The sequence below is a fragment of the Austwickia sp. genome (assembly GCA_016699675.1).
Lineage (GTDB): Bacteria > Actinomycetota > Actinomycetes > Actinomycetales > Dermatophilaceae > Austwickia.
Window position 1 is genome coordinate 2,546,676 of record CP064985.1, and the last position, 21,948, is coordinate 2,568,623.

The window sequence follows — 21,948 nt, forward strand, 5'->3', positions numbered from 1 at the left end:
GAAAGGGGATCCGTGGACCCGTGGACCGTGGCGGCCGAGCCGGCGTTGCCGTGCTGGGCGCCGCCCACGGGCCGCGACCGGGTCACCGCGTTCACCCCCGCGGATCGGGCCGGCCGCTGGGCGCTGGACTTCCACACGCCCCGCGGCCTCGTTCCTTTGGTGATCGCGCTCGTGGACGACCTCGCCGCGGGCGCCGTCGCCGCCGCGGACGAGCTGGGCCTGCCGGGCGGTCTGCAGGCCCGCCTGGTGGGCTGCCACCTCTACGTCGGGGTCGTCCCGCGGGACGCCGGGGTGTCGCGCGCGGAGACGACGACGGGAGAGCATGCCGGTACGCCGCAGGGGGCGCTGCCTGCGGACCTCACGGCGTACGTCCTGGGCTTCCGCGCCCGCTGGGCCGCGCTCTCGGCCGACCTGACCGGGGAGCTGGACGACCTGGACGCGGTCGACCTGACCGGGCTGTCGCAGCCGGCGCTGCTGGCGCACTGGCGGCGGGCTCGGGCGCTGCACGCGCGGGCGTGGCGGATCCACTTCGACGTGATGTACCGGCTCATGACCGTCCACGAACACTACGTCGCGGTGTGCCGCCGCCACGGCGTACCCGACGTTGACGCCGCCCGGATGATCGAGGGCGAGTCGCACGTCATCGGCGACGCGGACCGCGCGGTGCGGGCGCTCGCGGAGGCCGCCCGCGAGGGCGGCTTCGCCCGCTTGCTGCTGCGAACGCCCACCACCCGGGTGCTCGCCGAGCTGCGCCGCGAGCCCGCGGCGCAGGCCTTCGTCGCGGACCTGGCGCGGGTCCAGGCCCGCTACGGCCGGCGCACCTCCGCGCTCTTCGACCTGGAGTCGGCGCCCTGGTCGGCGGACGCGACCGCGGTGTTGGCGCTCGTCCGCTCCGCGCTGGTGGCCGGCCCGCCCAAGCGGTCCTGGGGCCCCGCCGACGCCACGGCGCTCGCCGATGCCGTCGTGTCCCGGCTGGCCCCGGGGGCGGCGGCGGAGGTGCGGGCCGCGTGGGAGCTCGCGGTGGCCGGGAACGCCTCCTGGTGGAGCGAGGAACACAACTCCGTGATCGACCTGCGGGCGCACCTGCCCGCGGCGGATGTCGCGCGGGAGGCGGCGCGGCGCTGGGGACTCGCCCCGAACCAGGTGTGGCACCTGCTCGCCGAGGAGTTCGAGGCGGTGCTCGCGGGGGAGCAGGCCTGGGGCGACGTCTCGGGTCGGGCGGCGTCCCGGCTGGCGTTCACCTCCGCCTGCCGGACCCGGCGGCGCGAGCTGCCCGCGGGGTTGGGCGACGGGCGGGAGGCCCCCGACGACGTGGTCTTCCGGCAGGTCATGGGCGTCGGCGGCCCCGTCGACCACCTGGGGGACGAGCTGCTGCAGGGCTACGGGGTCTCACCGGGCGTCGGCCGCGGGACCGTGCGGGTGGTCCGGCACGCCGAAGACTCGTGCTGCTGCGCCAGGGCGACGTGCTCGTGTGCGAGGCGACGTCGCCGAGCTGGACCCCGGCGTTCGACCGGATCGCGGCCGCGGTCTGCGACGGCGGTGGGCTGCTGACGCACGCGGCGATCATCAGCAGGGAGTACGGGGTGCCGCGCGTCTGTGCCACGTTCACCGGCACCACGACGCTGCGCGACGGAGACGTGGTCGAGGTGGACGGCGGGGCCGGCACGGTGCGGCTGCTGTGGCGTGATCCGGCGGCGACGAGTCGGGAGGTCGGCGCATGAACCGGGTGTGGCGGCTCACGGACGAGGCGGCGTGCCGGGGCGGGCTGGTCGGCAACAAGGCGGCCGGGTTGGCGCGGCTGTCGGCGGCCGGGCTGCCGGTGCCCGCGGGGTTCATCGTGGCGGTGGCGCCGGCCGTGGACGACGGGTGGCGGGCGGCGGCGCGCACGGCGTACGCGGAGCTGTGCCGCGAGGCCGCCGGAACGACCCCGGGCGCGGGCACCACACCGGCGACGGGCTCCGCGCTGGCGGACGCGGCGGATCTCGCGGTCGCCGTACGGAGCTCGTCGCCGCACGAGGACCTCGCCGAACGCAGCGCTGCCGCGATCCTGCCGTCGCGCCTCGGGGTGCGCGGCGCCGAGGCCGTCGAGGCGACGATCGCGGAGCTGCGGCACCCGTCGGCGTGGGAGGGGCTGGGACGGTACGCCGAGGGGGTCTTCGGACACGGCGGCCCGGCGGCGGCGGATGCGCCAGCGATCATCGTGCAGGCCCTGGTCCGCGCGGACGCGGCGGGTGTGGCGTTCACGGCCCACCCCGTCACGGGTTCGCGGGATCGGGTGCTGATCGAGGTCGGCAGCGGCCTCGGCGACGTCGTCACCGACGGCCTGCTCGTGCCGACGATGGTGGAGGTCGCGCGGGCCGACGGCACCGTGGTCGCGCAGCGGCCCGGCGTACAGCGCGTGGCGCACGCCTTCGACGAGCGGTCGGGTTCGCTGGAGGTACGGCGTACGCCCGGCGGGGCGCCCACGCTGGCGGGCGACGAGGCGCGCTCGGTGTGGGCGGCGGTGCTCGCGGCCGAGGAGCTCTTCGGCCGGCCGGTCGACGTGGAGTGGGCCATCGAGCGGGGTACGGGGGACGGGCATCGGCTCTGGGTGGTCCAGGCCCGCCCGATCACGACCCTTCCCAGCTGAGCCACCGAGCTTGACGTAGCGCTCCGCCCTGGCCCGCGCTGGCTCACCATCCCCTGCCGAGGTGAGAGTTGGCTCTCGCGAGGGCGGGCGAGCTCACGTGCGCTGGAGTGTTCACCCGCCCTCAGGTGAGCCGCCTCTCGCGTCGGAGCGCCGGGAGGGGTCGGTGGCTCTCTCGACGGCGGAGGTGCCGCTGGACAGCGACCGCGCAGTGGGCGACGAAACCGGCGAGGACCAGGCCCGCCACAGCCGTGGGCACCCCGGCCCCCGGCGCGGTGTCGTGCGGGGAAGCTCGGGTCACCAGCGTCGTCACCCACTCGTCCTGAAGTGGAAAGCCGACGAATGACGCCAGGCCCACGAGGCCCTGCCACACCCGGACGTGCCGTAGCCCCCAGGGGGCCAGGTGGCCCAGCGCCCACACCAGCAGGGCGACAACGCAGGCCGGCGCGATCAGCACGGGGACGAGCGTGAGCGCCATGAAGACCTGTCGGCCCATGCCAGGGGGGATCAGCACCCAGCCACCCAGCAGGGCGAGCGCCACTCCCCAACCGGCTCCCATGGCGGGCCCGGCGCCCCGCATCCCCACGGCGACCGGGAAGAGGGCTACCGCCAAGCCCAGCAGCAGGTATGCGGCGGCCTGGGCGCCGAGCAACGGGTGGACGCCCGCGCTGATCGAGTGGAGGTAGTCCTTGAGGTCATTGTCCTGAGCGTTCAGGCAGGCCCAGTAGCTGCCGTGACCGGACGCTGCCCATGACGCAGCCACGCCCTTGGCAGCCAGTGGCCCGAAGCTCGGGTCGGCCCACTCGGACCGTGGATCCGGGGCGAAGCAGGTCGGCCACCATCGCTGGTAGGCGGCCCAGCCGCCGCTTGCCGCCGATCCGACGAAACACAGCGCTGTCACCATCAACAGCAGGGGGCTCGGCGTACCGGGGGCGCGCAGCGTCCGCCGCAGCCACGGCAGCCGCACCAGCACGCGCAGCACGTACGTCCATCGGTGGTGCCCCCGCAGCTCGGCCAGCTCGGCGGCGAACTCGCGTCGATAGCGCTCGCGTTCTGTCCCCGGCAGGATGGCCGTCGCGGCGGACAGCACCCGTTCGATCGTGGTCACGCTCCACCTGCCCCGGTGGCCCGCGAGGCGCTCATGGCCCGGCCATCCCCGGGACCGTTCCCCAGCCGGCCGGACGAAGCGGAGCGGATCGCCCTCCCGGATGCAGCGGCCCGGGTCGCGCTATCGGTTCCGGGTCGTGGGCTGCGGCGGTCGGCAAGGGGTTCGCCAGCGGACGGGCGGCCAAAGCGGCGCGGGCCTGCTCCTCACCTGGCGGCGTGAGGCGGTAGTAGCGCCGGGCCGGGCGGCCGGCGGCGACTGGATCGATGTCCTCCCAGGCGCTGGTCAGCCAGTCGGCTGTCTCCAGGCGGGCCAGGATCGGGTGGATGGTTCCGCTGGCCAGACCGGCCAGCCGACAGAGTTCCAGGCCGTAGCGCGGGGCAGCCGGCTCAGCGAGGAAGACGGCCAGCACCATGCGGGTGGTGGTGGACATCCGGGGCGGTCCCATGCCAGAACTCTACCTAGGGTCCGATGCGCCGTCGACAGAAGGCGTCGACCCATCTGGTTGCGGTAAAGGGGTGGCGCGCCGCGCCCGACGTACCGCATCCTGATCGACTGCCCACAGCGCGAGGAGGAACCGATGAGTCCGAACGTCAGCGTCGGCGACCGTGAGGTCGCGTTGGCCGGCACGATCCTGCGCGGCGAGGTCGGCTCCGGGGCGCACGGGATGGCGATCGTCGGCACCGACGATCGGGACGAGATGGGCGTGTACGTCGAGACGCCGGAGCAGGTCCTGGGCCTGGCGCCGGCCACCGGCCACTACGTCTCGCGGACCCAGCCGGAGGGTGTCCGGTCCGGCCCGGGCGACCTGGACCTGGTGCTGTACTCGCTGCACAAGTTCCTGCGGCTGGCCACGGCCGGCAACCCGACGGTGCTGACGATGCTCTACCTGCCGCGGTACGACGTGCTGGACGCGCGGGGTGAGCTGCTGCTGGCGGCGCGGGACGCCATCGTGTCCCGGCGGGCGGGCCGGCGCTATCTGGGCTATCTGGACGGGCAGCGGGAGCGGATGCTGGGTCGGGGCAAGCAGTCGCACGTGCCGTACCGGCCGGAGCTGATCGAGCGGTTCGGGTACGACACCAAGTACGCCAGCCACGCCCTGCGCCTCGGCCTGCAGGGCGTCGAGCTCATGTCGACCGGGATGCTGACCCTCCCGATGGCCGCCGCCGATCTGGCCGCCTGTCGCGAGGTCAAGACCGGCCAGGTGGACCGGGCGGAGGCGATGCGGCGGGTCGATGAGGCGCGGGCCCGGCTCGCGGACCTGCTGGAGGGGGCGGTGGCCGTCCCGGACGAGCCGAACCTGGCGCGCGTCAACGAGGTGATGTGCGCGGTGCAGGTCACGACGTGGGGCTGGCAGCGCAGCTGACTGCGCCACCGGCGCCCTGATCCGCGCGTCGGGTGCCCGGTCGATCGAACCGGGGCCCGGCCGCGCGACCGCCCCGGGGGTGGCGGCGAGGGCGGCCCGGCGTACGCCGTACGGTGGGAACCGCCCGGCTCATCCCACCCGCGACACCGGAGGCACCATGACCGCCCCCATGCCCGGACCGCAGCACGGCTATCAGCCTTATCCCACGCATCCCACGCCGAGCAGCGAGGAGCGCTCGATGGCGCTGCTCGCCCACCTGTCGACGCTGGTCGCCATGGTGGTCAGCGTCGGCTGGCTCAGCTTCGTCGGCCCGCTCATCCTGTGGTTCATCCACAAGGACAAGAGCGCGTTCGTACGGCAGAGCGCGGCCGGCGCGTTCAACTTCAACCTGTCGATGTGGGTGCTCTCGATCATCGGCTGGATCTGCATCTTCACGCTGATCCTGGCCATCCCCGGAGTCATCCTGCTGGCCATCTCCGCCATCGGCCAGATCGTCTTCCACATCATCGGCGCGGTGCGCGCCAACCGCGGGGAGCTGTACCGCTACCCGATGCAGTTCATCCGCATCCTGTCGTAAGTCCACAACAGCTCAGGTTCGGGCCGGTCGCTCAGCGACTGGCCCGCACCTGGGGTCTTGAGTCTGCGAGCGTCGTCAGCGGCCGAGCAGGTGGCGGCCGATGACCAGGCGCTGGATCTGGTTGGTGCCCTCGAAGATCTGGGTCACCTTCGCCTCGCGCATGAAGCGCTCGACCGGGTAGTCCTTCGTGTATCCGGCGCCGCCGAAGACCTGTACGGCGTCCGTGGTCACCTTCATCGCCGCGTCGGTGGCCAGCAGCTTGGCGACCGAGGCCTCCTTGGACATCGGCTTGCCGGCGTCCTTGAGTCGGGCGGCGTGCAGATACGTCGCCCGCGCGCTCGTCACCGCGGCCTCCATGTCGGCGATCAGGAACGCCAGCCCCTGGAACTCGCCGATCTTCTTGCCGAACTGCTCGCGCTCGTTGGCGTAGGCGACCGAGGCATCGAGCGCCGACTGGGCCAGCCCCGTGGCGGCCGCGGCGATCCCGAGGCGGCCGTTGTCGAGTGCGGCGAGCGCGATCGACATGCCCTGGCCCTCGGCGCCGATGAGCTGGTCGGCGGGGACGCGGGCGCCGTCGAAGATGACCTCGCAGACCGTGTCGGAGTCGAGCCCCATCTTGCGCTCGGGCGGGGCGAAGCTCATGCCCTCGGTGCCCGCGGGCACGTGGAAGCAGGACAGCCCGCGGGGGCCGTCGTCGCTGGTCCGGGCGAAGACCGTGTAGAAGTCGGCGTGCCCGCCGCTGGAGATCCATGCCTTGGAGCCGGTGAGGACGTAGGCGTCGCCGTCCATGGTGGCGTACGTCGAGATCGCGGCGACGTCGGAGCCGGCGTGCGGCTCGGACAGGCAGTAGGCGCCCAGTTGCGTGCCGCTGAGCATCCCCGGCAGCCACTGGTCCTTCTGCGCCTGGGAGCCGAAGTTGTACATCGGGAAGCAGGTCAGCGAGTGCACGGACGTGCACACCGCGACGCTCATCCACGCGCTCGCGATCTCCTCGATGACCTGCAGGTAGACCTCATACGGTTGCTCGCCCCCGCCGTACTGCTCGGGGTAGGCCAGCGAGAGCAGACCCAGCTCGCCGAGGTGGGCGAACACCTCGCGGGGGAATGCGGCCTCGGCCTCGTACTGGTCGACGATGGGGCGCATCTGCTCGTCGCAGAACTCGCGCACCATGTCCATGAGCATGCGGGACTCGTCGGTCGGCATCAGTCGCGTCGCGGGCATGGCGGTCACCTTAGCCGGACGCGGGGGCGCGCGGGGGCGTACTCACCGGTCGGTTAACGCGTGTTCATCCTCAGGCGGCCGACGACTCCGAGCCGGCGAGCTCGTGCACGGACTCGGCCATCGTGCGCAGGTCGAGGACCGTCACCGACTCGGGCGGCACCTTCTCCCAGGTATCCGCCTCCAGCCCCGACGAGGCGAACACGACGGTGCCGTCGGGGAGGCGTCGCCGGCCCAGCCGGTAGTAGTCCGCGTCGTGGTGCGGCGGCATCGTCTCACCCGGGACCAGCCGGCCGTGGAACTCCTCCACCGGCACCACCGCGCCCGCCCAGGAGTGCACGACCACGAAATGGCGCTTGTCGAGCAGGACGGCGTTGAGGCTGGTCGCCGGGAAGGCGGCCCGGATCCGCGGCACGACCTCCCAGACCGCCTCCGGCAGCGAGGCACCTGCGCGCACCCGCGCGGCCACCAGCGCCAGGTAGGCCTCGCTGTCCGTCGAGCCCGCCACCCGCGTCGCCGCCAGCGGGTCCAACATCTCCCGCAGCCGGCGCACCGGGGTGATGCTCCCGTTGTGCACCAGCCCGACGGAGCCGTCCAGGAACGGGTGGGTGTTCCGTACGTCGACCGTGCCGACGCTCGCCATCCGCAGGTGGGCCACCCCGGCGTACGCCGCCGGCGCCCCCAGCGCCGTTGTGAGGTCCTCGTCGAGCAGGCCGCCGTGCCCCGACCGGAACCGCCGCAGCGACGTGCCACCCAACCCCGGCGCCAGCCACATCGCCCCCCAGCCGTCGCCGTGCAGCCGGGCCAGCCGCTGGAACTCCGCGCACGACGCCGCTCCCACGGTGTCGACGAACGTGCGCGGAGCCGCCGAGGCGAAGGCAAGGATTCGGCACATCAGAGGTGGGGTCCTTCGCTGCTCAGTGGGTCGCCGACGGGTGGCGCTCGGGCGGCCGGGGTCGCCAGCCGAACCGCCCAGGAGCCGATCCTGGCACCTCTCGAAGCGCGGCGGGCTCGCCCGCGGCGGCGCGTGTCGCGGGGCCCCCGCAGCGCGGGCAGCGGAACAGCGTGGGGGCGTCGGTGGCGGGGATGACGACGTCGAATCGGCCGCAGCCGACGGGGCAGCCGTAGGCGACGACGGGTCCCGGCTGGCCCACCGACAGGTCGGCCGCGTTCGTCGGGTCCGCGCCCGGGTTCGGCGCGCCCGTCACGGTCGTTGTGCCCGGCATCCCGATCTGGCCGGCCGAGGCCGTCTCGGCGAGGACCTGGTCCACGACGTCGGCGAGGCGCCCCCGGACGGCGTACGCGCGTCGCTGCCGGTCCGCCGACGATCCGGAGGCGAGGGTCGCTCGGGCGAGCCCGCGGACGTACGACCAGTCCTCGGTGCGCCGCAGCTGCGGTTCGAGCAGCTGGACCAGGTCGGTGACGACGTCCCGCGCCGGCCGCGGGAAGCCCGTGACCGGGTCCATGAGGTCGCCGGACAGCCCCGAGCGGGCCGCCCGCCACACGGCCGCCCGGGCCAGCACGGGGGAGCGCGGCTCGGCCACGGCGCCCGCCTGCCGGGCCGCGACCGCGCGGTCGACCAGCGCCCGGAACAGCCCGGCGATCAGCACGATCGTGTCCACGGACGGGCAGGAGTCGCAGATCCGCAGCTCCAGGGTGGGAGCGACGAGGGCCGGCCGGATGTCGAAATACATCATCCCCTCGTCGAGCGCGACGCCGGCGCGGGCGAGTTCGGCGATGAGCGCGTCGTACTCCCCCGCCGTCGTCGCCCCCGAGGTCAGGCCCGTCGTGGGCCAGCGGGACCAGACCAGCGAGCGCGAGCTGGCGTAGCCGGTGTCGTGCCCGCGGGCGTCGTACGGCGAGCTGGCGCTGAGCGCGAGGAGGACGGGCAGGTACGGCGCCACGAGCTCCGCCACCGCCAGCGCCTCGTCCCGATCCGGCAGCTCGACGTGAACCTGGGTGCCGCAGATCAGCTGCTCGTCGGCGAGGACGCCGTACTGACTGCGCATCCACCGGTAGCGCGCGCGGTCGGTGACGGGCGGCGCCGTCGGGCCAAGGAGCGGCGCGGTGCCCGCGGCCAGGACGCCCAGGCCAAGGTCCCGAGCAGCCCGCCGCAGCGTCGTGCGGCGAGCGAGGAGCTCCTGGTGCAGCTCGGGGAGCCGTACGACGACGTCGGTGTTGGTCTCGATCATGCTGGAGTTCATCTCCGGCACGAACGGGCCGCCGTCGAGGGCCCGCAGCAGCTCAGCGGCCTGCGGGGTGACCCGGCGGCTGGCGAGGTCGACGAGGTGGAACTCCTCTTCGACGCCGAGGCTTCGTAGTACGCCGACGGAGCGCAGGGGCGGGGTCGTCGCGGATGAAGGGACCGCCGGGTGATCGACGGTCCGCGGGGGTCCGATTGTGGTCATCGTGACTCCTCTCGGTCGCCGGCGATCGCCGACGCGTGCGAATCACGGTAAGAACGCGACGTTTCCGGCGTGTTGCCGCGGCGTTGTCACGCGGTAACGCGGTGTCGGTGCGGCGACCCGCAGGTGAGCCCGGCCGGTCGAACGTGTGACTGGGGCGTTATGCGTGCCCGGGGTCGCATAACGCCCCAGTCAGTTCACGGGTTACCCGGGCTGAAGGTCGTGGGGCCCTAGCCGAACGCGGGGAGGCGATCCGCGACGGCGCCGAGCGCCGTGGTCTCGGCGTCGGTGGGCTCCTGCCGTCCGGTGCCGAGCAGCAAGCAGCGCTCGTCGGTCCAGTCCCGGGGGAACTGGCAGCCGAGCAGCGCCTCGACGACGCGCCGCACCTCGCCCAGGCACCGGTCGTCGGGCGTCTCGGCCGTGGCGTCCGCCAGGTCCACGTGATGCACCGTCGCCTCGACCGCCAGGGTGTGCGCGAGGCCCGCCACCGTCAGCGCGTGCCCCTGGGTGCAGATCACCTCGTCGGGGTCGGCCCGATCCAGGGCGGTCAGCAGCGCCCGGGCGGTGCCGGCGAACTGGTCGGCCGGGCCCGTCGCCCGCGACCAGGCGCTCGCCATGATCCGTGTGCCGCGCAGGCCGCTCTGGGTCTCGTCGCCGCCGGGCTGCCAGGACCGCCAGTAGCTGACCTCGTCGGTGTCGGCCGCGGCGTGGGCCGGCGTGAAGAGCGCGACCAGCGCCCGTTGGCAGTCCGTCGACAGGTGCAGGAGCAGGTCTCGCACGGTCCAGCCAGGCAGCCGCGTCGGGTGCCATCCGGTCGCCTCATCCAGGCCGCCTGCGAGGCGCAGCCAGGGTCCGTACGCGGCGCGGAGCAGAGCGGTATCGGCCACCCCGGCAACCTATCGGGCACGCGCCGCCGACGGGGGCGCAGCGGAATGTCGGGGCCGCCTCAGCGGACCACCTCGCGTCGTTGTCCGTCCACCCGCCGGGTCCAACCGCGGGCGTCGAGGTGCTCGAGCAGCGGTACGGCGACGCGGCGCGTCGTCCCCAGCGCCACGCGGGCCTCGGACAGCGTGAACGGCTGCGGCACCCCGGCGAGCACCCGCATGGCCTGCGCCGGGGCGACCGGTCGCAGCACGACGTCGCCGGGCAGGCGCAGCAGCCGGCCCACCCGGGCGGCGGCGGCGAGCTCCCGCGGGCCCAGGCCCGCCTCGGCCAGCTCGGCCGCTTCGGGGGCGACGAAGGGCGTCGCGGTGAGCCGGTCCTCGATGCGGCGCAGCCCCGCCTCGGCCGGCCCGAGATCCGTGCCCTGGTCCGGCAGGGCGACGCGGCCACCTGCGGAGTCGAGGCCGGCGGCGCGGGCCACCTCGGGGACCAGCCGCAGATCCGGCAGCCCGACGGCCGCGCGGGCCGCCTCGAACGTGAGCCGGGGGTCCAGCGGGTGGCTGGCGGCCCGCGCGGCCACCGCGGTCCGTAGGGCGTCGACCCAGGTTGCCCACGTGCCGGTGGCGACGTAGCGGTCGGCCACCCGACGTACCCCCTCAGGCGGTTCCGGCGCATCCGGCAGTCCCAGCCCGACCGCGTCGGCGACGGCGAGGTGCCCGCGCCGGGCGACCTCGGCGACCAAGTCAAGCCGCGCGGGCGCGGCGGCCACCGTCGCGCCCCGGCGGGCCCCGGCCCCCCGGCGCCGCAGCTCCGGCGGATCGGCATCGACGACGAGCAGGCCGGTGATGGCCTCGGCCGCGACGTCCGGGCCGCTGCCGGCTCCGGGGTCGCGCAGCAGGGCACGGTCCCCGACGGTCAGGGGCAGGGGCCGCGGCAACGTCAGGCGGGCGGCCCGGTCGGCGAGGGGACGCACCCGCACGGGGAGCGCGGCGGTGCCGACGTGCAGCGTGATCCGCTCGGGCAGGTCGCTCGCGGGCCGCGACAGCCGTACGTCGAGCGCGTCGGCCAACCGCCACGCCGCCGGGGCGAGCAGCGCGTCGCCGCGACGGACCTCACCGGCGTCTACCCCCCGCAGATTGACCGCGACGCGCGCCGTGGGCTCGACCCGGTCGCGGTGGCGCTCCAGCGCCTGCAGGCCGCGGACGCGCACCCGGCGCGGGCCGTCGGTCGCCGTGGCCAGCACGAGGTCGTCGCCCACCGCGACGGCGCCCTCGGCGAGCGTCCCCGTCACGACGGTGCCGGCGCCCTTGATCGTGAAGGACCGGTCGATCCACATCCGCAGCCGGGCGGCGGGATCCGGACGGGGCAGGTCCTCGATCAGGGCCGCCAGCCCGGCGCGCACGTCGTCGAGTCCGGCGCCGGTGCGCGCAGAACAGGCAACCGCGCGCACCTCGCCCAGCGACGACCGAGCCAGACGGGACCGGGCGTCGGCGAGGGTGCCCGCGGTCCGCTCCGGACCCGCCAGGTCGGCGCGGGTGACGACGAGGAGACCGTGCCTGAGGGCGAGCGCGTCGCAGGCCGCGAGGTGCTCCGCGGACTGCGGGCGCCAGCCCTCGTCGGCCGCCACGACGAACATGACCGCCGGCGCGGGGCCGAGGCCGGCCAGCATGTTGCCGATGAACCGTCGGTGGCCGGGTACGTCGACGAAGGCGACTGTGCGGCCGCCGGGCAGTTCGGTCCACGCGTACCCGAGGTCGATCGTCAGCCCCCGCCGGCGCTCCTGCTCCCAGCGGTCCGGCTCGATCCCGGTGAGCCCGCGGACGAGGGTCGACTTGCCGTGGTCGACGTGGCCCGCGGTGGCGATGACGTCCATCACGCCGGCGTTCCGGGTGAGCGCGGCGTTCCGGCTGAGCCGGGCGTCGCCGGCGTCCCCGGGACGTCGGTGCGACTCGGGCGGCCCAGCCGCTCCGTCGCGGCAGCCACGGCTGCGGCGACGTCGCCAAGCTCTGCTTGCTCCAGGCAGCGGGGGTCCAGCAGGCAGCGGCCCGCCTCGACCCGCGCCACGACGAGGGGGTCGCCGGCGCGCAGCTCTGCGGCGAACGCGACGGGGAGCGCGACGGCCCAGCCGGTCAGCTCGACGCCGGGTGCCCCGCCCCCGCCGATGCGGCCGGCGGCGGGGACGACGCTCGGGGCCAGCTCCGGCGTGGCGGCGGCGACGCGCGCCGCGAGGTCCTCGGCGAGGATGCGCAGGTCGTCGGGGGTGCGCCGACGGTACGTCGTTACCGGTGGCTCGGGCCCGCGCAGCGTGGCCTCCAGCGCGGCCAGCGTGAGCTTGTCGACGCGGAAGGCGCGCTGCAGCGGGTGCCGGCGCAGCCGGGCCACGAGGTCGGTGCGGCCGAGGACGAGGCCGGCCTGGGGTCCGCCGAGGAGCTTGTCGCCCGAGCAGGTGACGAGGTCAGCCCCCGCGGCCAGCGCGGTCGTGGCGTCCGGCTCCGCCGGCAGCGCGGGGTCGGGGTGCAGCAGGCCGCTGCCGATGTCGACGACCAGCGGCAGGCCGCGAGCCCGGCCGAGTTCGGCCAGCTCTTCGACGCCGGCCTCGGCGGTGAAGCCCTCGACCCGGAAGTTGCTGGGGTGGATCTTGAGCAGGGCGCCGACGCCGCCCGGGTCCCGGTCGAGGGCCGACGCATAGTCGGTCAGGCGGGTGCGGTTCGTCGTCCCGACCTCGGCGATGCGCACTCCCGTCGAGGCGATCAGGTCGGGCAGCCGGAAGCCGTCGCCGATCTCGACCAGTTCCCCCCGCGAGACGAGCACGCTGCTGCCCGCAGCAAGCGCCGTCACCGCCAGCGACAGGGCCGCGGCTCCGTTGTTGACGATCAGCGCCGCCTCTGCGGCCGGGCAGGCCTCCAGCACGGCCGAGACGGTGCCCTGACCTCGGACGCCGCGCCCGCCGGTGGCCGCGTCGTACTCGACGTCGACGTACCCGCTCGCCTCCGCGGCCGCCGCCCGCGCCGCTGCGGACAGCGGCGCCCTCCCCAGGTTGGTATGCACGACGACCCCGGTCGCGTTGAGGGCGCGACGCGCTCGGCTCGGCCGGTACGGCGCCGTGCCGGCCAGCGCCACCGCGCGGTCGCGGACCTCCTCCGGCGCCAGGGCGCCGCTCCGGGCCTCCTCCTGGGCGGCCGCGATGGCCGCCTTGACGAGGCCGGTCCCCGACGTCCGCGCGAGCTGCGCGAGCCCCGCGTCGGCGAGCAGATCATCGGTGCGCGGGATCCGTCGCCGGGGGTCCTGCCCGGGCTGCCGGTCGTCCCGCCCGGCCGTCGTGTCCCTGCCCATGGCGCCGACTCTAGGCTGACAACTCCGACCCCGCGACGAGAGGCGACCCATGGACGACGGCCTGGCGAACGCACCCGCGGCCGGCACGCCGGTGGAGCTGCGGTTCACGAAGTACGACGGGAGCCCGCACTGGGAGTACGACCTGGTGGTGCTGGGCGTCGACGCGTACGGCGTGTGGCTCGGCGGGCGCCCGGGCGACCTGTGTCGCCGCATCGGCCGGGTCATCGACCCCGGCGTGCACTGGGTGACGCTGGTCCCCGCCGAGGGCGCCTGGGTGGCCACGTTCAACGAGCCCGGCGGGCCGCTGGGGGCGGGCACCTACGTGGACATCACCGACCAGCCGCGGTGGGTCGAGGTGACGACGTCCCGTGGGCCGGGTCTGCGGATGACCTGCGCGGACCTGGACCTGGACGTGGTGCGCCGGTTCACCGGCGAGTGTTACATCGACGACGAGGACGAGTTCGCCGATCACCAGGTCCGATTCGGCTATCCGGCCGACCTCGTGGCGGCCACGCGGGCGACGGCCGACCGGATCTTCGCCCAGGTCCGCGGGGGTGTGGAGCCGTTCGGAGGGGTTGGCCAGGCTTGGCTGCGCCACTGTGCAGCCCACTCGGAGGCCGGGCCTTCGATCCCACCTCCGCCCACGCCGTGAGCGCCATCCCAGAGCCGTCCCGACGCCGTCCCAGAGCTGTTGCCGCTCAGCGGCGTTGCGCTCGCAGCGAGCGCGTCGCATCCTCGAAAGAGGGGGTCACCGCAGCTCGTGGCCCCGGTCTAGAGGGGGAGCACTCCCGGGGGTCGACGTCGCCTGCCCGGGGTTGACCGCGAGGAGCCCGATGTACTCGATCGCCACCGCCGCCGATCTGATGGGTCTGTGCCAGGAAACGATCCGCGACTGGGAACGGTCGTACGACCTGGTCGCGCCACGCCGTACGGCGGGGGGCCAGACCCGGTACCGCGAGGAGGACCTGCGCAGCCTTGCCGCGATGGCCTCCCTCGTCGAGGTCGGCTGGCAGCCGGCGGAGGCGGCGGTCGAGGCCAAGGGACGCGCGCAACGCGCCACCGGGTCCCCTCCGGCGGCGCCCATGCGGGAGGGGAACCCCGACGACCTCACGACGACCTTCGTCGCGGCGGTGGTGCGCCTGGATGCCCCTTGTCTCGTGGAGGTCCTCGACGCGGCGTGGGGCTGTTACGGGCCGGACGGCGTGGCCGACGGCTGGCTGATGCCGGCCCTCGCCGCGCTGGGGGAGGCCCATGAGCGCGGCGAGCTCAGCGCCGCCCACACCCAGGTCGCGGTGGACCTGACCCGCGGCCGCCTCCTGGCCGACCTCGACGACGCCCTGCGAGGCCTGCCGCCCGGCGCCCCGCCGGTGATCGTCGGCGTGGGCTGCGGCGTGAGCCACGACCTCGGGGCTCTGGCCTTCGCCGGGTTGCTCGCCCGGGCCGGCGTACCGTCGTCGTTCCTCGGCGGCGGCGTCCCCGACGCGGACTGGGAGTCGCTCGCCCGCGGAGCCCGGGCCCGGCATGTGGTGCTCACCGTGCCGCGGCCGCAGGATGCGGTGCGGTCGGCGCGGCTGGCCGAGCGGCTGATGGGCGCGGTGCAAGGCCTCACCGTGCATGTGGGCGGCCGCTACCAGCACCTGCTCACCCCGCCCGTTCGGACCCTGGGGCACCACCTGGGCACCGCGGCGGACGCGCTCGCGCTGTCGCTGGCGTTCGACCGGTTGCCGCAGGCCAACACCGGGGCGGACGGGGCGGTGGTGGCGGAGGCGGACGGGAATCGAACCCGCCAAACCGAGATGCTCGGCTTCACCGGTTTTGAAGACCGGGGGGACCACCAGGAACCCAGACGCCTCCACCGGGCAGGGTAGCCCACCACGCCCCGGGCCGCGGAGGGGCCGCGGAGGGGCCGAGGAGCGGCCGGGGAGCGGCCGGCGGGGCGGTGGTCTACGGTCGGGCCATGCCCGAGCCGATTCGCCTCACCCAGTACGCCGCGGGTGGCGGGTGCGCCTGCAAGCTGCCCGCCGGCCAACTGGAGGACCTGGTCCGCGACCTGCGGGGCCTCGATCATCCCGACCTGCTCGTCGGCCTGGACGACGGGGACGACGCGTGCGCCGTCCGGATCACGCCGGGCGACGCCGGGGATACGGCGGGCGCTGCGGGTCGGGACGCGGTGGCGATCCTGTCCACGGCCGACTTCTTCACCCCGATGGTCGACGACGCGTACACGTGGGGGCGCATCGCTGCCGCCAATGCGCTCTCGGACGTGTACGCCATGGGTGGGCGGCCCATCGCCGCCATCAACCTGGTCGGCTGGCCCGTCGAGGTGCTGCCCGACGAGCTGCTGCGCGAGGTGCTCCGGGGCGGGCTGGACGGGGCTCGAGCGGCCGGTTGTCCGCTCGCCGGCGGGCATTCGATCGCGTCTCCCGAGCCGCTGTACGGGATGGCGGTCACCGGCCTCGCCGACCCGGATTGCCTGCTGCGCAACGACGCCGCGCGGCCCGGGCTGCCGCTGTCGCTGACCAAGCCGATCGGCGTCGGCCTGCTCAACAACCGCCACAAGGCCACCGGGGAACGATTCGAGGAGGCCGTCGCCTCGATGACGGCCCTCAACGACGAGGCGTCGCGGGCAGCGCTCGCCGCGGGGGTGCGGGCGGCGACCGACGTCACCGGGTTCGGGCTGCTCGGCCACCTCGTGAAGATGATGCGGGCCTCGGGGACGTCGGCCGTGCTCGACGTGAGCGCCGTCCCCGTGCTCGCCGGGGCGCGGGAGGCCTACCGGGACGGTTTCGTGCCCGGCGGCTCGCGGCGCAACCTGGACTGGGTGCGGCCGCGGCTGGCCGTCGGGGACGGGGTCGACGAGGAGGACCTGCTGGTACTCGCCGACGCGCAGACCTCGGGCGGCCTGCTCGTGGTCGGCGAGATTCCGGGCGCGCCGGTCATCGGGCAGGTCGTTGCGACAGGTCCGGGGGATGCGTTGGTGGCCCTGCGCCGCTGACGGGGGCGTCGCCGCGCGCGGGTGGCGTCGCCCGAGGGCGGGTGGCGTCGCCGTTGGTGCCGGTCCCGTCGCGGGCCGGGTGGGGCTGTCACCATGGATTCATGACCGTACGTCGCCGCGTCGCGCTGCTCGCCGTCTGTGGCGCGCTGGCGCTGGCGTCGGGGGTCGCTGCCTGCTCGGCCGACCCCGGCGGCGGCATCGGCGGTTCGCTGCCGGGCGTCGGTGGCGCCGGCACCCGACGTACCTTTCCCGACCTCGACGCGGCCGCGACGACCCCGCGGCAGCAGGCATTCCTGCGGGTCGCGAAGGCGGAGTACGCCGCGAACCGGCCAGGCACGACGTACGCGCAGGGCGTCGACGAACCCTGGTGCGGCGACTTCGTGAGCTGGGTGGCGAAGGAGGCCGGGGCGCCGCTGCGCAACCCCAACTCCGGCGCCCGGCGGATCCCCGGCGTGGCCACGATGCAGGAGGCGCTGCAGGCGGCCGGCACGTGGCGGGCGGCCGGGTCCGGCTTCGCGCCGAAGCTCGGCGACATCGCGGTGTACGCCGAGCCGTCGCCCTTCGGGCAGCACACCAACTTCGTGCTCGCGCTCACCGACGGCACGCTCACGACGATCGGCGGCAACGAGCCGGGTGGCATCCGGGTCTCGGAGCACCGGGTGGAGCCGGGGCTGGGGCTGGTGGGGTACGGCGTCCGCTGACCCGCGGTTGAGCCCGGTCGGCGACGGGACAGCGGGCCGGGCGCGCACCGGCCCCGGACCTGACCCGGCGGTGGTCGCCCTCGTACGCCTCGCTTGGGGCGGGTCGGCCGCCTCACACGATTGCGGACACCTGTCAGGACATGGTTCTGGTTGTGCTCACAGCGCGGAACGTGTCCTGACAGCTGTCCACGCTGGGCTCAGTACCCGGGGGCGGCCGGGGCGGGTCGCCGGCACGGGCGGTCGTCGGATCGGTTGGGCTTCAGAGCGGTTGGCCGTCAAGACGGTTGCCAGGGCGGTGGGTGGTCGGAGCGCTGCGTTGTCCACAAGGGGTGGTTGTCCACACGACGTACGGCGTGTGGAGCGGACCGCCTCGTCCGACGCCTTGACTGGCCCCATGCGACCACCCACCCTCGCCGCGCTGTTGGACCGGCAGCGCGACCTCGCGACGTACGACCAAGCCCGCGCCGCGGGTCTCACGGACGCCGCCATCCGCTGGGGGCTCGCGCGCCACTGGCACGCCGTGCTGCCCAAGGTGATTCACGTCGTGCGCAACCCGCTGACGCGCGAGCAGCGGCTGATCGCCGCAGTGCTCTACGCGGGCGAGGGTGCGGTGGTCACGGGGATGAGCGCGGCGTCGTGGTACGGGCTCGAGCACGCTGACGACGGCGGTGTCGTGCAGGTTATCGTCCCGCGGTCACGGAGCACTCGGGACATGCGATGGGTGCGGGTCCGACGCACGCGGGTGCCCTACGAGGAGCATCACAGCGGCGCCGTCAGCCTGGCTTCGCCGGCCCGAGCCGTCGTCGACGCGACGCGTGCGGCCTGGGGACAGGAACAGGCCGAGGCGCTGGTGATCGAGGCGGTGCAGCGGGGAGTGGCGCGGCTTGACGACCTTGCCTCCCTGAACAGCGCCCTCGGTGCACGATGGTCCGCGGTGACGGAGCGGGCGCTGCGCGCCGCGGCCGCCGGCGCCTGGTCGCTCCCGGAGGCGGGACTGCAGCGGCTGGTGGCGCGCAGTCGGGAGCTGCCGGAGATGTGGTGCAACCCGCGCTTGCGCTCGCAGGCGGGCGAACCGCTGCTTACCCCGGACGGCTGGTTCGATGACGTGGCGCTGGCGGTCATGGTTCATTCGCGCAGGTACCACGACGGGAGCCGGTGGGCCGGCACCGTCGAGCGGGACGGCGACCTCGTGGCTCACGGCGTACGGGTCCTGCAGCTCACCCCCGAATCCCTCGAACGGGACCCGCTGGGGGTGCTGCGCAGGATCGAGCAGACCTACCGGACGGCCCGTGCCTCGGGCTGGCGGCCGCCGGTGGTGGCGACGCGACAGTCGCTGCGTTGAACCTTGCGGGCGTGGATGCAGCGCCCATCCGGCGGCTGTCGACGGCGCGTGAAGACTGCGCGGTGACGGCAGCGGCTAGACCGGGCGGCTGCGAGCGCACGGTCATCCAGCGTCCGGGCGGGGTTTGGGTGTGGGTAGGTGTCAGGACATGGCTTTGGTCGTGGTCACAGCGGGGAACGTGTCCTGACAGCTGCCCACGAGGCTAGGAGCGCCGCGTGGGCAGCGGCAGGCCGGTACGCCGCAGGCCGGAAGGGGCGCAATGAGCTACGGCAGAGGCGGGCACGGCGCGCCGCGGCAGGCCGGTACGTCGAACGCTGACGCTGGCGAACCGGCCTGGACGCCGGCGCGGTAATCGCCCGGTCCGCGGTTCAGTGTGGGCAGGTGTCAGGACATGGTTCTGGTTGTGGTCACAGCGGGGAATGTGTCCTGACCGCTGTCCACAGGGGTGAAGCGGCCTGGTGGGTAGCGGCAGGCGGGTACGCCGCAGGCCGGCGCGGGCACAGTGCGCTACGACAGAGGCGGGCGCGGCGCGCCGCGGCAGGCCGCAACGAGGTCAGACGCTGGGGGCACTGCGGCGCCGACGGTCGTTCTAGCGTTCGTGCCGGCGGGTTGGTTTGAAGTGGGCAGGTGTCAGGACATGGTTCCGGTCGTGGTCACAGCGGGGAACGTGTCCTGACGGCTGCCCACGAGGCTAGGGGCGCCGCGTGGGCAGCGGCAGGCCGGTACGTCGCGCCCCGGCGTGGCGAAGACCCGCTTTCGGCGGAGACCGACGCGCGAATAGGACGCCGCAGGCCGGCGCGGGGACCGGACGCGTCAGACGCTCGGGTGAGGGGCGTCGTCGATCGTCGTCCGCTGCCGCGGCGGCTTGGTGATGAGCGGAATCGCGGCCCCGACCAGCGCGATCACGCCGATCACCGTGAACGCGAGCGTGTAGTTCTTCGAGTCGCCGACGAGCCAGGACGTGATCAGCGGGCCGACCACGCCGCCGATGGACCAGGCCACCAGCATCAGGCCGTAGATGCCGCCCGCGTTCTTCAGGCCGAAGAACTTCCCTGCCGTCGACGGCATCGCGCCGAAGCCACCGCCGTAGCAGGTGTAGATGATCGCCGCCAGGATCGCGAACATCGCCGCGCTGCCGCCGACCCGCGGCAGGAGCAGCAGGCAGACGCCCTGAATCGCCAGGATGCCCACGAACGCCGGCATCTTGCCGACCCGGTCGGAGACCCACGCCCACAGGATGCGGCCACCGCCGTTGAACAGGCCCATGATCCCGACGAGGCTAGCCGCGGCGGTGCTGTTGTAGCCGGCCACGTTCGAGGCCGCGCCCTTGGCGACCGAGATCAGCGAGATGCCCGCCGTGACGGACAGGGCGAGGATGGCGGTGAGCAGGTACCACTGCGGAGTCCGCAACGCCTCCTGCTGGGTGAAGTCCCGGGTCAGCGCCACGGTCTGGGCCGGCTTGCTGGGGTCCGCCTTCTTGGCGAAACCGGCCGGGCTCCAGCCCGCCGGGGGATTGCGGAAGATCATCGCGCCGAGCACGCCGGCGACCAGGTACGCGATGCCCAGCGGCAGGAACGGCGCCGCCGGGTGGGCCTTGTCCTGGTCGATGAGGGCCTGCGCCAGCGGCGAGGTGATGACCGCGCCGAAGCCGAAGCCCGCGACGGCCAGCCCGGTGATGAGCCCGGCCTTGTCGGGGAACCACTTCTGCAGCATCGCGATCGGCACGATGTACGCCATGCCCAGCCCGAACCCGCTGATCACGCCGTACCCGAGCACCAGCAGCCAGAGCTGGCCGGCGTCCCGGGCGAACGAGCTGAGCAGGATGCCGATCGCGTAGATGACGACGCCGGTCAGCGCGACCATCCGCGGGCCGCGGCGGTCCTGAATGCGGCCCCCGATGAACGCCGCGATGAAGATCATGGCGATGCAGACCTGGAACGGCAGCGACGCCTCGACCGCGCTCAGCCGCAGCGACGACTCCTTGGCCTGGAACGCGCTGGAGAAGGTGCTCCACGCGTAGACGCCGCCGATCGCCAGTTGGACCAGCACGCCGCCGGCAAGGATCAGCCAGCGGTTCGCGCCGGGCTCGGGACCCGCGTTCGCGCCGGCCTGCGGGCCAGCGCCCGAGCTGGCAGTCCCGGCAGCGCCGCCGCCAGCAGCGCGGTCCGGCGGCCCGGAGAAAACGGGCGAGTCGTTGTCGGTCATGCCTGGCCTTTCATCGTGCTGCCGTGCGGATCGTGATGCGCCTCGCGGGCCAGCGCGGCCGCGGTCGGCAGCCCGGTGGCGTCGCTGACGGCGTCGAGGGCGGCCTGCGCGCGACGGGCCGCGAGCCGCTGCTTCTGGGGGATGACGGTGTAGCGCGGGTCCTTGGCGGACTCGATGCCCGCCTCGAACACCCCGAATCGCGTGGCGGCCGACCCGGCGAGCAGGGCGGCCCCGGCGAGCGCCGCAGCCGGCCGCCACCGCCCGGCCACGAGCGTGAGCGCCGCGCCCCCGGCCGTCAGGGCCTTCGCCGCGGTCAGCAGCCGCCCGGCGCGACCCTCGTGCAGGGTCTCACCCGGCACCCCGATCTGCCGTTCCAGCAGGGCCATCGCGGCCGACTCCAGGAGCGCCCCGCCGATCGCCATCCGCCGGGCCGGTGCCGTTTCCGCCGTACCGGTGGTCGCCATCGCCGCCCCGCCCGCCGCCGCGAGCGCGGAGCCGACGAACACGAACGGCAGCTCCCGGTACGCCGCGTGCCAGGTCGGGGTCGCCGTGTCCGACAGCAGCACGGCCGTGTACGCCGCCAAGGGCGCCGAGAAGAAGCCCGCTCCGATCGAGGCCAGGCGGTCGCCGTACGGCCAGAACCACGCCATCGGCAGGTCCCGCCCCTCGTTCGGCAGGACCTCCTTCATCACCTCGGAGAACGCCGCCACCCCGGTGAACGCCCCGAACCCGGCGAGGATCCAGGACCCCACGCTCATCGGCGAGGTCAGCTTCACCGTGCGCATCATGTTGTAGAACCGGCTCGGCTTGCCGAGGTCGGAGACCAACGCGATCGTCGATCCGCCCAGGGCGCCGAGCGCGACGAGGCGGCCGTTGCGCTGCAGCTCGCGGCGGCCCGTCATCTCCCCGCCCGCCGCGACCAGCGCGGAGCCGGCGGCGAGGCCGCCGAGGAAGAGGTACGTCGGGATCTCGTGCCCCCACGGCGCCGGCTTGACGATGTTGCGCCCGTAGTAGCTGGCGAACTTCGCGTCGGGGACCATGACCTCCTCGCCGCCGCGGCGCCGCGCGGCCGCCACCCCCGATTCCTTGCGGCGCCGGCCCTTCGGCCTGCGCCGGCCCAGCGAGGGGTCGAGCCGGTTGAGATCGCCCGAGGTATCCACGCGGTGCACTGGGCGCCCGTCGTACGGCGCCTC

At 74.4% G+C, this 21,948-nt stretch carries 19 protein-coding genes, 1 tRNA gene and 1 pseudogene; 10 read left to right on the forward strand and 11 right to left on the reverse strand.

What is annotated here, in order from left to right:
- Nucleotides 1–12: 12 nt before the first annotated feature.
- From IPK37_11705 to IPK37_11715, 3 genes are read left to right on the forward strand one after another with little or no spacing between them, the layout of a single operon-like run.
- A complete protein-coding gene (locus IPK37_11705) occupies nt 13–1,551 on the forward strand; it encodes a hypothetical protein (GenBank protein QQR99666.1) in 1,539 nt (512 codons plus the stop codon).
- Nucleotides 1,470–1,721: a hypothetical protein gene (locus IPK37_11710; GenBank protein ID QQR99667.1), complete on the forward strand. Its 252-nt coding sequence runs from the start codon at nt 1,470–1,472 to the stop codon at nt 1,719–1,721. Before IPK37_11705 ends, IPK37_11710 begins: the two co-directional genes overlap by 82 nt.
- Complete coding sequence (locus tag IPK37_11715) at nt 1,718–2,629, forward strand: hypothetical protein (GenBank protein ID QQR99668.1); 912 nt, start codon at nt 1,718–1,720, stop codon at nt 2,627–2,629. The genes IPK37_11710 and IPK37_11715 overlap by 4 nt, the downstream gene beginning before the upstream one ends.
- 121 nt (nt 2,630–2,750) lie before the next feature.
- Here the strand turns inward: IPK37_11715 and IPK37_11720 are convergent, their stop codons facing one another.
- Together IPK37_11720 and IPK37_11725 are read right to left on the reverse strand one after the other, a co-directional pair.
- Nucleotides 2,751–3,734 (reverse strand): hypothetical protein, encoded by a 984-nt coding sequence (locus IPK37_11720; GenBank protein ID QQR99669.1) that lies wholly within the window; start codon nt 3,732–3,734, stop codon nt 2,751–2,753.
- A 31-nt stretch (nt 3,735–3,765) separates the two neighbouring features.
- Complete coding sequence (locus tag IPK37_11725; GenBank protein QQS02837.1) at nt 3,766–4,164, reverse strand: helix-turn-helix transcriptional regulator; 399 nt, start codon at nt 4,162–4,164, stop codon at nt 3,766–3,768.
- Nucleotides 4,165–4,311: 147 nt separating this feature from the next.
- Between IPK37_11725 and IPK37_11730 the strand changes: the two genes are divergently transcribed.
- Both IPK37_11730 and IPK37_11735 read left to right on the forward strand, forming a co-directional pair.
- Complete coding sequence (locus IPK37_11730; protein ID QQR99670.1) at nt 4,312–5,097, forward strand: nucleotidyltransferase domain-containing protein; 786 nt, start codon at nt 4,312–4,314, stop codon at nt 5,095–5,097.
- A 169-nt stretch (nt 5,098–5,266) separates the two neighbouring features.
- A complete protein-coding gene (locus tag IPK37_11735; GenBank protein ID QQS02838.1) occupies nt 5,267–5,674 on the forward strand; it encodes a DUF4870 domain-containing protein in 408 nt (135 codons plus the stop codon).
- A 75-nt stretch (nt 5,675–5,749) separates the two neighbouring features.
- Here the strand turns inward: IPK37_11735 and IPK37_11740 are convergent, their stop codons facing one another.
- The 6 genes from IPK37_11740 to IPK37_11765 all read right to left on the reverse strand — a co-directional run bounded on the left by IPK37_11740 (nt 5,750) and on the right by IPK37_11765 (nt 13,512).
- Nucleotides 5,750–6,895, reverse strand: coding sequence for an acyl-CoA dehydrogenase family protein (locus IPK37_11740; GenBank protein QQR99671.1), 1,146 nt, complete (start codon nt 6,893–6,895; stop codon nt 5,750–5,752).
- A gap of 70 nt (nt 6,896–6,965) precedes the next feature.
- Nucleotides 6,966–7,787 carry a class II glutamine amidotransferase gene (locus IPK37_11745; protein ID QQR99672.1) on the reverse strand — a complete coding sequence of 274 codons (822 nt, stop codon included), beginning with the start codon at nt 7,785–7,787 and terminating at the stop codon, nt 6,966–6,968.
- A 22-nt stretch (nt 7,788–7,809) separates the two neighbouring features.
- The gene (locus IPK37_11750; GenBank protein QQR99673.1) at nt 7,810–9,300 is read right to left on the reverse strand and encodes a glutamate--cysteine ligase; all 1,491 of its coding nucleotides are present in this window, start codon (nt 9,298–9,300) and stop codon (nt 7,810–7,812) included.
- Nucleotides 9,301–9,527: 227 nt separating this feature from the next.
- On the reverse strand, nt 9,528–10,184 hold the full coding sequence (locus tag IPK37_11755) for a maleylpyruvate isomerase N-terminal domain-containing protein (protein ID QQR99674.1): 657 nt from the start codon (nt 10,182–10,184) through the stop codon (nt 9,528–9,530).
- A 59-nt stretch (nt 10,185–10,243) separates the two neighbouring features.
- The gene (gene selB, locus IPK37_11760) at nt 10,244–12,052 is read right to left on the reverse strand and encodes a selenocysteine-specific translation elongation factor (GenBank protein QQR99675.1); all 1,809 of its coding nucleotides are present in this window, start codon (nt 12,050–12,052) and stop codon (nt 10,244–10,246) included.
- Entirely contained in the window at nt 12,052–13,512 is a 1,461-nt protein-coding gene (locus IPK37_11765) for an L-seryl-tRNA(Sec) selenium transferase (GenBank protein QQR99676.1), read from the reverse strand. The genes selB and IPK37_11765 overlap by 1 nt, the downstream gene beginning before the upstream one ends.
- Before the next feature lie 49 nt (nt 13,513–13,561).
- Here IPK37_11765 and IPK37_11770 point away from each other — a divergent pair, with 49 nt between their 5' ends.
- Together IPK37_11770 and IPK37_11775 are read left to right on the forward strand one after the other, a co-directional pair.
- Nucleotides 13,562–14,164, forward strand: a complete 603-nt coding sequence (locus tag IPK37_11770) for a DUF402 domain-containing protein (GenBank protein QQR99677.1) — start codon at nt 13,562–13,564, stop codon at nt 14,162–14,164.
- A gap of 181 nt (nt 14,165–14,345) precedes the next feature.
- Nucleotides 14,346–14,534 (forward strand): annotated as a pseudogene (locus IPK37_11775) (MerR family transcriptional regulator).
- Between the two features lie 736 nt (nt 14,535–15,270).
- Here the strand turns inward: IPK37_11775 and IPK37_11780 are convergent.
- A tRNA-Sec gene (locus IPK37_11780) sits at nt 15,271–15,366 on the reverse strand.
- Nucleotides 15,367–15,469: 103 nt separating this feature from the next.
- On the opposite strand from IPK37_11780, the gene selD reads away from it, so the two are divergent.
- The 3 genes from selD (at nt 15,470) to IPK37_11795 (ending at nt 18,550) form a co-directional block, all read left to right on the forward strand.
- On the forward strand, nt 15,470–16,507 hold the full coding sequence (gene selD / locus IPK37_11785) for a selenide, water dikinase SelD (protein QQR99678.1): 1,038 nt from the start codon (nt 15,470–15,472) through the stop codon (nt 16,505–16,507).
- A gap of 101 nt (nt 16,508–16,608) precedes the next feature.
- Nucleotides 16,609–17,208, forward strand: a complete 600-nt coding sequence (locus IPK37_11790) for a CHAP domain-containing protein (protein ID QQR99679.1) — start codon at nt 16,609–16,611, stop codon at nt 17,206–17,208.
- A 394-nt stretch (nt 17,209–17,602) separates the two neighbouring features.
- A complete protein-coding gene (locus IPK37_11795; protein ID QQR99680.1) occupies nt 17,603–18,550 on the forward strand; it encodes a hypothetical protein in 948 nt (315 codons plus the stop codon).
- An 813-nt stretch (nt 18,551–19,363) separates the two neighbouring features.
- On the opposite strand, the gene IPK37_11800 is transcribed toward IPK37_11795, so the two are convergent.
- Complete coding sequence (locus tag IPK37_11800) at nt 19,364–20,755, reverse strand: OFA family MFS transporter (protein ID QQR99681.1); 1,392 nt, start codon at nt 20,753–20,755, stop codon at nt 19,364–19,366.
- The gene (gene nrfD / locus IPK37_11805) at nt 20,752–21,795 is read right to left on the reverse strand and encodes a polysulfide reductase NrfD (GenBank protein ID QQS02839.1); all 1,044 of its coding nucleotides are present in this window, start codon (nt 21,793–21,795) and stop codon (nt 20,752–20,754) included. Before nrfD ends, IPK37_11800 begins: the two co-directional genes overlap by 4 nt.
- Nucleotides 21,796–21,948 lie beyond the last annotated feature (153 nt).